Source organism: Kitasatospora sp. NPDC024654 (assembly GCF_055559155.1).
Genome location: NZ_JBVHLF010000053.1, coordinates 45,907 through 54,914 on the forward strand (window position 1 = coordinate 45,907; position 9,008 = coordinate 54,914).

Here is a 9,008-nt window from a genome sequence, read left to right on the forward strand (position 1 = left end):
GCCCGCACCGGCCCGCAACTACCTGCAGCAGTGATCGAATTGGGTGAGGTTCCAACAGTGGATCAGGAAAAGCTCCTCGACTATCTGAAGCGCGTGACGGCGGATCTGCACCAGACCCGCCAGCGGCTGCGTGACGCGGAGTCGGGCGACTCTGAGCCGATCGCCCTGGTCTCGATGAGCTGCCGGTTCGCGGGCGGGGTGAACTCCCCCGAGGATCTGTGGCAGTTGGTGGCCGAGGGCCGCGACGCGATCGGCGACTTCCCGTCCGACCGTGGCTGGGACGTGGAGTCGCTCTTCGACGACGACCCCGACCAGCAGGGCACCAGCTACACCCGGCACGGCGGGTTCCTCTACGACGCGACGGAGTTCGACGCCGCCTTCTTCGGCATCAGCCCCCGTGAGACGCTCGGCATGGACCCGCAGCAGCGACTGCTGCTGGAGGCGTCCTGGCAGGTGCTGGAGCGGGCGGGCATCGATCCGACCTCACTCAAGGGCAGCCGGACCGGCGTCTTCGCCGGTACCAACGGCCAGGACTACGGCGATCTGCTGTACCAGGTGCCCGAGGGCGTCGAGGGCTACACGCTCACCGGCAACGCGGCGAGCGTGCTCTCCGGGCGCCTCTCCTACACCTTCGGCCTGGAGGGCCCGGCGGTCACCGTCGACACGGCCTGCTCCTCCTCGCTGGTCGCCCTGCACCTCGCGGTGCAGGCGCTGCGCCAGAAGGAGTGCTCGCTGGCGCTGGCCGGTGGCGTCACGGTGATGTCCAGCCCGCGGGCCTTCATCCAGTTCAGCCGCCAGCGCGGGCTCGCGGCCGACGGCCGCTGCAAGTCGTTCGCCGCGGCGGCGGACGGCACCGGCTGGGGTGAGGGCGTGGGCATGCTGCTGCTGGAGCGGCTCAGTGACGCCCGGCGCAACGGCCACCCGGTGCTCGCGGTGATCCGGGGTTCGGCCGTCAACCAGGACGGCGCCAGCAACGGCCTCACCGCGCCCAACGGCCCGTCCCAGCAGCGGGTGATCCGCCAGGCGCTGGCCTCGGCCGGTCTGACGCCGGGCCAGGTCGACGTGGTCGAGGCGCACGGTACGGGTACGGTGCTCGGCGACCCGATCGAGGCGCAGGCCCTGCTGGCCACCTACGGTCTGGAGCGGCCCGAGGACCGGCCGCTGTGGCTGGGCTCGGTCAAGTCGAACCTCGGGCACACCCAGGCGGCGGCCGGTGTCGCGGGCGTCATCAAGATGGTGCTCGCGATGCGGCACGGCGTGCTGCCCAAGACCCTGCACGTGGACGAGCCCTCGCCGCACGTCGACTGGGCCTCCGGCGGCGTCGCCCTGCTCGAGGAGGCCCGGCCGTGGCCGGAGACCGGCGAGCCGCGCCGTGCGGGCGTGTCCTCCTTCGGCGTCAGCGGCACCAACGCGCACACCATCATCGAACAGGCGCCCGAGCCCGAGGGCTCGGCCGTCGAGGCCCCGACGACGGCCGCCCCCGCGCTGCTGCCGTACCTGGTCTCGGGCCGGACCGCCGAGGCGCTGAGCGCCCAGGCCGCCCGACTCCGTGCCCACCTGGACACCGTTCCCGACCTCGCACAGGCCGACCTCGCGCACTCCCTGGCCACCACCCGCGCCGCCCTGGACCACCGCGCCGCCGTCCTGGCCGCCGACCGGGCCGAACTGCTGACCGGCCTGGACGCCCTCGCCGCCGGCGAGAGCGCGCCGCACCTGGTGCGGGGCGTCGCGGCCGCGGAGGGCCGCACCGCCTTCCTGTTCACCGGTCAGGGCAGCCAGCGGGCCGGTATGGGCGCGGAGTTGTACGAGGCGTTCCCGGTGTTCGCCGAGGCCTTCGACGCGGTCTGCGCGGAGCTGGACGGTCAGCTGGGGCGCGCGCTGAAAGACGTGGTCTTCGGGGCCGAGGGCGGACTGCTGGACGAGACGCGCTACACGCAGCCCGCGCTGTTCGCGGTCGAGGTGGCGCTGTTCCGGCTGGTGGAGTCGTGGGGCCTGGCGCCGGACTTCCTGGCGGGTCACTCGATCGGTGAGCTGGCCGCCGCGCACGTGGCGGGCGTGCTCTCGCTCGCCGACGCGTCCGCGTTGGTGGCGGCCCGCGGTCGGTTGATGCAGGAACTGCCGCGCGGTGGTGCGATGGTGTCGCTGCAGGCGTCCGAGGAGGAGCTGCTGCCGCTGCTGGCGGACCGCGCGGCCGTGGTGGGCATCGCCGCCGTCAACGGTCCGACCGCCGTCGTGGTCTCCGGTGCCGAGGACGAAGTCCTGGCCATCGCGCGGCACTTCGAGGAGCTGGGCCGCAAGACCAGGCGCCTGACCGTGAGCCACGCCTTCCATTCCCCGCTGATGGACGGCATGCTGGCGGACTTCCGCAGGATCGCCGAGGGCCTGGACTACCAGCCGCCGCGCATCCCGATCGTCTCCACCGTCACCGGCGCCTCGCTGACCGCCGAGGAGCTGTGCTCGCCCGAGTACTGGGTGCGCCACGTCCGCGAGGCCGTCCGCTTCCTCGACGCCGTCCGCCGGCTCGACGCCAACGGTGTCACCACCTACCTGGAGCTCGGCCCCGACGGTGTCCTCACCGCCATGGCCCAGCACTGCCTCGGCGAGAACGCCGACGGCGCCGCCCTGGTGCCCACGATGCGCACCGGCCGCCAAGAGACCCGGACCCTGCTGACCGCGCTCGCCCTGGCCCATGCCCACGGCGCCGCGCCCGACTGGCGTGCCGTGTCCGCGGCCTGGGGCGGCACCCGGGTGGACCTGCCCACCTACGCCTTCCAGCGCCGCCGTCACTGGCCCGAGCCGCCGGCCGGCTGGCTCGGCGACGTCGCCTCGGTCGGTCTCGGCGCGGCCGACCACCCGCTGCTCGGCGCCGCGGTCGCGCTCGCCGACGCCGACGGCGTGCTCTTCACCGGCCTGCTCTCGCTCCAGACCCATCCCTGGCTCGCCGACCACGCGGTGATGGGCACCGTCCTGCTGCCCGGCACGGCCTTCGTCGAGCTCGCGATCCGCGCCGGTGACCACGTGGGCTGCCACCAGCTCGTCGAGCTGACCCTGCAGGCCCCGCTCGTCCTGCCCGAGCGCGGCGCCGTCCAGATCCAGCTCGCGGTGGGGGAGGCGGACGCCACCGGCAGTCGCGGCTTCACCCTGCACTCCCGCCCGGAGCCCGAGGACGCCGCCGGTGGGGCGGCCCTGACCACCGAGCACGCCTGGACCAGGCACGCCACCGGCATCCTCGCGCCCGCCGCCACCGACCACCCGGCCGAGGCCCTCGGCCTGGACAGCTGGCCCCCGGCCGGCGCCACCCCGGTCGAGACCGAGGGACTCTACGAGTACCTGGCGGAGGCCGGTTTCGGCTACGGTCCGGTCTTCCAGGGCCTGCGCGCCGCGTGGCAGTCGGGCGACGAGATCTTCGCCGACGTCCGGCTGCCCGAGCAGGCCAGGGCCGATGCCCGCCTGTTCGGCCTGCACCCCGCCCTGCTCGACGCCGCCCTGCACGGCGTCGGCATGGGCACGCTGCTGAGCCCCAGCGAGTCCGGGCGGCTCCCGTTCGCCTGGAGCGGTGTCACCCTGCACGCCTCAGGCGCCGACACCCTGCGGGTACGGCTCTCCCCGGCCGGAGCGGACTGCGTCTCGGTCACCGTCGCCGACGGCACCGGCGCCCCGGTCGCCCGGGTCGACTCCCTGCTGCTGCGACCGGTCTCGGCCGCCCAGGTGCACGCCGCCCGCAGCGCCCACCACGAGTCGCTCTTCACCGTGGAGTGGCAGCCCGCCGCCCCCGGCACCGCCGACACCGCGGGGTGGGCGCTGCTCGGCGCGGAGCGGCTCGGCCTCGACCTGCCCGGCTACGCCGACCTGCCCGCGCTGGCCACCGCCGTCGCGTCCGGCGCGGCGCTGCCCGACACCGTGCTGACGGTCGTCGCGGCCGAGCCGGGCGAGCTGCCGCAGGCCGCGCACGCGACGGCTCGTCGCGCCCTCGCCCTGGTCCAGGAGTGGCTGGCCGCCGACGAGTTCGCCCACGCCCGCCTGGTGCTGGCCACCCGCGGCGCGCTGGCCGTCACCCCCGGCGAGGCGATCACCGACCTGGCCGCCGCCACCGTCTGGGGCCTGGTCCGCTCGGCCCAGACCGAGAACCCGGGCCGGCTGGTCCTGCTCGACCTCGACACCGACGAGGCCTCGCTGCGGGCGCTGCCCGCCGCCCTCGCCGCCGAGGAGCCCCAGCTCGCGCTGCGCGCGGGCGGCCTCCGGGTGCCCCGGCTGGCCCGGGTCACCGCTGCCGCCGACGTCTCGCAGGGCCTCGACGTGGGCCCGGACGGCACCGTGCTGGTCACCGGTGCGACCGGCACCCTGGGCGCGCTGGTCGCCCGCCACCTGGTCGCCGGGCACGGCGTGCGGCGCCTGCTGCTGGTCTCCCGGCGCGGTGCGGAAGCCGTCGGTGCGGCCGAACTCGTCGCCGAGCTGACCGAGTCGGGCGCCGAGGTGACGCTGGCGGCCTGCGACGTCGCCGACCGCGACGCGCTGGCCGAGCTGCTCGGCTCGCTGGAGCACCCGCTGAGTGCCGTGGTGCACACCGCGGGCGTGCTGGACGACGGCATCGTCTCCGCGCTCACCCCCGAGCGGCTGGCTCCCGTGCTGCGCCCCAAGGTCGACGCGGCCTGGCACCTGCACGAACTGACGAAGGGTCAGAAACTGACCGCCTTCGTGCTCTTCTCGGCGGCGGCGGCCACCCTCGGCGGACCCGGCCAGGCCAACTACGCCGCCGCCAACGCGTTCCTGGACGCCCTCGCGCACCACCGCCAGGCGTCCGGGCTGCCGGCCACCGCGCTGGCCTGGGGCCTGTGGGCCGAACGCAGCGGCATGACCGGCACGTTGGAGGAGGCCGACCTCCAGCGGATGGCCCGTGGGGGGGTCGGCGCGCTCTCCAGCGAGGAGGGCCTGTCCCTGCTCGACACCGCCGCCGCGCTGGGCGGCGCGACCTACGTCCCGATGCGCCTGGACCTGGCCGGGCTGCGGGCCCAGCCCGTGACCTCGGCGCTGCCCGCCCTGCTGCGCGGCCTGGTCCGGGCGTCGGCCCGGCGCGCCGCCCAGGTCGAACAGGCCACCGACTCCTTCGGCCAGCAGTTGGCCGCGCTGCCGGCGGCCGAGCGGAGCAAGGCACTGTTGAGCCTGGTCACCGGCCAGGTGGCCGCCGTGCTCGGCCACACCGGTTCCGACGCCATCGAGCCGAACCTCGCCTTCAAGGAGCTCGGCTTCGACTCGTTGACCGCCGTCGAGCTGCGCAACCGCCTGACCACCGCGACCGGACTTCGGCTGCCGACCACCCTGGTCTTCGACTACCCGAACCCGGCCGCCCTCGCCGACCAGCTGAGCGCTGAACTCCACGGCTCCAGCCGGACCGCGGCCGCCCCGGCCGGCCCGCGCGCCACCGCGGGCGCCTCCGAGGAGCCGATCGCGATCATCGGCATGGCCTGCCGCTACCCGGGCGGGGTGACCACGCCCGAGGAGCTGTGGCAGCTGGTCACCAGCGGCCGCGACGGCATCTCCGGCTTCCCCACCGACCGCGGCTGGCTGGTGGACGCGCTGCACAGCGCAGACACCGAGCAGGCCGCCGCGGCGCTGGAGGGCGGCTTCCTGCACGACGCCAGCGCCTTCGACCCGACCTTCTTCGGCATCAACCCGCGCGAGGCGCTGGCGATGGACCCGCAGCAGCGGTTGCTGCTGGAGGCGTCCTGGGAGGCCTTCGAACGGGCGGGCATCGACCCGACCTCGGTCAAGGGCAGCCGAACGGGCGTCTTCGCGGGCGTGATGTACCACGACTACGTCACCCGGCTGCCCGCCGTCCCCGAGGAGGTCGCCGGCTACCTCGGTACCGGTGGCGCCGGCAGCGTCGCCTCGGGTCGGGTCTCCTACACCTTCGGGCTGGAGGGCCCGGCGGTCACCGTGGACACCGCCTGCTCGTCCTCGCTGGTCGCGCTGCACCTGGCCGCCCAGGCGCTGCGCAGCGGCGAGTGCTCGCTGGCGCTGGCCGGTGGCGTGACGGTGATGGCCACGCCCGACACCTTCGTCGACTTCGCCCGCCAGGGCGGCCTGTCCTCCAGCGGTCGCTGCAAGTCCTTCTCCGCCGACGCGGACGGGACCAGCTGGGCCGAGGGTGTGGGCATGCTGCTGGTCGAGCGGCTCAGTGACGCCCAGCGCAACGGGCACCCGGTGCTGGCGATCGTCCGGGGCACGGCCGTCAACCAGGACGGTGCGAGCAACGGTCTGACGGCGCCGAACGGGCCCAGCCAGCAGCGGGTGATCCGCCAGGCGCTGGCGAACGCCGGGCTGACGGCGGCCCAGGTCGACGCGGTCGAGGCGCACGGCACGGGCACCTCGCTGGGCGACCCGATCGAGGCGCAGGCGCTGCTCGCCACCTACGGCCAGGAGCACAGCGCCGAACGGCCGCTCTGGCTCGGCTCGATCAAGTCGAACCTGGGCCACACCCAGGCCGCCGCCGGCGCCGCCGGAATCATCAAGATGGTCATGGCGATGCGGCACGGCGTGCTGCCCCGGACGCTGCACGTCACCGAGCCGACCCCGCACGTGGACTGGGAAGGGGGCGCCGTGGAGCTGCTGACCCAGGCCCGGCCGTGGCCGGAGACGGGCGAGCCGCGCCGCGCCGGCGTCTCGTCCTTCGGTGTCAGCGGCACCAACGCGCACGCCATCATCGAGCAGGTGCCCGAGCCGGTCGCCCAGGCCGAGCCGGTCGCCCCGGCCGCGCTGCCCTGGGTGCTCTCCGCGAAGACCCGCGAGGCGTTGCGAGGCCAGGCGCGCAAGCTGCACGAGCGGTTGGCCGCCGACCCCGCGGTGCACCCGGTCGACGTCGCCTTCTCGCTGGCCGTCACGCGCGGCGGCCTGGAGCAGCGCGCCGCGGTGGTCGGCGGCGGTCGCGAGGAGCTGCTGCGCGGCCTGGCGGCCCTGGCCGCCGGTGAGTCGGCCGGCAACCTGGTCGAGGGCACCGCCGGCAGCGCGCCGCGGACGGCGTTCCTGTTCGCGGGACAGGGCAGCCAGCGGGCCGGGATGGGGGGCGAACTGTACGGCGCGTACCCGGTGTTCGCCGCCGCCTACGACGCGGTCCGCGCCGAGTTGGACCAGCACCTGGAGACGCCGCTCGAGGACGCCGCCGAGCTGATCGACCAGACCGCCCACACCCAGCCGGCGCTGTTCGCGCTCGAGGTGGCGCTCTTCCGCCTGGTCGAGTCCTGGGGTGTCCGCCCGGACTTCCTGGCCGGGCACTCGATCGGCGAGCTGGCCGCCGCGCACGTCGCGGGCGTGCTGTCGCTCGCCGACGCGGCCAGGCTGGTCGCCGCGCGCGGTCGCCTGATGCAGGCGCTGCCCGCCGGTGGCGCGATGGTGGCCGTGCAGGCCGCCGAGGACGAGGTGCTGCCGCTCCTTGCGGGCCGTGAGCACGAGTTGGGCATCGCCGCGGTCAACGGGCCGGCGTCCGTGGTGCTTTCGGGTGCCGAGCGGGCCGTCGTCGAGGTCGCGGAGCAGCTGGCGGCCGGGGGGCGCAAGACCAAGCGCCTGACGGTCAGCCACGCGTTCCACTCGCCGCTGATGGACCCGATGCTGGACGAGTTCCGCACGGTGGCCGAGCAGTTGACCTACCACGCCCCACAGCTCCCGATCGTCTCCACCCTCGACCGGTCCGCCGATCCGACCTCGCCCGAGTACTGGGTGCGCCACGTCCGCGGGGCCGTCCGCTTCGCGGACGCGATCGAGGCCCTGGAGGGCGAAGGCGTCCGCACCTTCCTGGAGTTGGGCCCGGACGGCACCCTCGCCGCGCTCGGCCAGGAGTGCGTGACCGAGGACGCGGTGTTCACGCCCGTGCTGCGCCGCGACCGTGCTGAGGCGCGGACGTTCACCACGGCGCTCGCCCAGCTGCACGTGCGCGGCATCGAGCTCGACTGGCCGGCGCTCTTCGCCGGCACCGGCGCCCGCCGGGTCGACCTGCCGACCTACGCCTTCCAGCGCGAGCGCTACTGGCTGGAGGCACCGGCGCTGTGGGCCGCCGACGTCGCCTCGGCCGGGCTGGTGACCCCCGAGCACCCGCTGCTCGGCGCCGCCGCCCCGCTGGCCGAGTCGGACGGCTTCCTGTTCACCGGCCGGCTCGCCCTGGACACCCACCCCTGGCTGGCCGATCACGCGGTCTCCGGGACCGTCCTGCTGCCGGGCACCGCCTTCGTCGAGCTCGCGGTCCGCGCGGGCGACCAGGCGGGCTGCGACCGGCTGGAGGAGCTGACCCTGCTGGCGCCACTGGTGCTGCCGCAGAGCGGCGCGCTCCAGCTCCAGCTCTGGCTGGGCGCGGCCGACGAGTCGGGCCGCCGGGCGCTCTCCCTCCACTCCCGTCCCGAGGACGCGGAGGCCGACGAGCCGTGGACCAAGCACGCCGACGGCGCGCTGGGCACCGGCCGGGCCGGTGAGCCGGCCGGTGCCGGTGAGCTGGCCGCCTGGCCGCCGGCTGACGCGGTGCCGCTGGAGACCACCGGCTTCTACGAGCGCCTGGCGGTCGGCGGATTCGCCTACGGGCCCGCCTTCCAGGGCCTGACCGCCGCCTGGCAGCGCGGTGAGGAGATCTTCGTCGAGGTCCGGCTGCCCGAGGGCACCGAGCCGGACGGGAGCCTGTTCGGGCTGCACCCCGCGCTGCTCGACGCCGCGCTGCACGGCACCTTCCTCCAGGGGAGCGGCGCCGAGGGCGGCCGGCTGCCGTTCGCCTGGAGCGGCGTCACCCTGCACGCCACCGGGGCGGGCGAGCTGCGCGTGCGGATCACCCCGCAGGGCACGGACGCGGTCGCCCTCGCGCTCGCCGACGCCACCGGCGAGCCGGTGGCCACCGTGGAGTCACTGGTGCTGCGCCCGGTCGCCGCCGACCAGTTGCGCGGTGCTGCTCGCGGTGCTCATCACGAGTCGCTGTTCCGGGTGGAGTGGGCCGCGTTGCCGGTTGCGGCGGGTGTGGTCCAGGGTGGTCGTTGGTC

Annotated in this window: 1 protein-coding gene; it reads left to right on the plus strand. The window is 75.2% G+C overall.

Annotated features, from left to right (window positions below; genetic code table 11):
• Positions 1–57 precede the first annotated feature (57 nt).
• A partial coding sequence (locus ACZ38L_RS26600) for a type I polyketide synthase (RefSeq protein WP_465697856.1) occupies positions 58–9,008 on the plus strand: 8,951 nt, incomplete at its 3' end.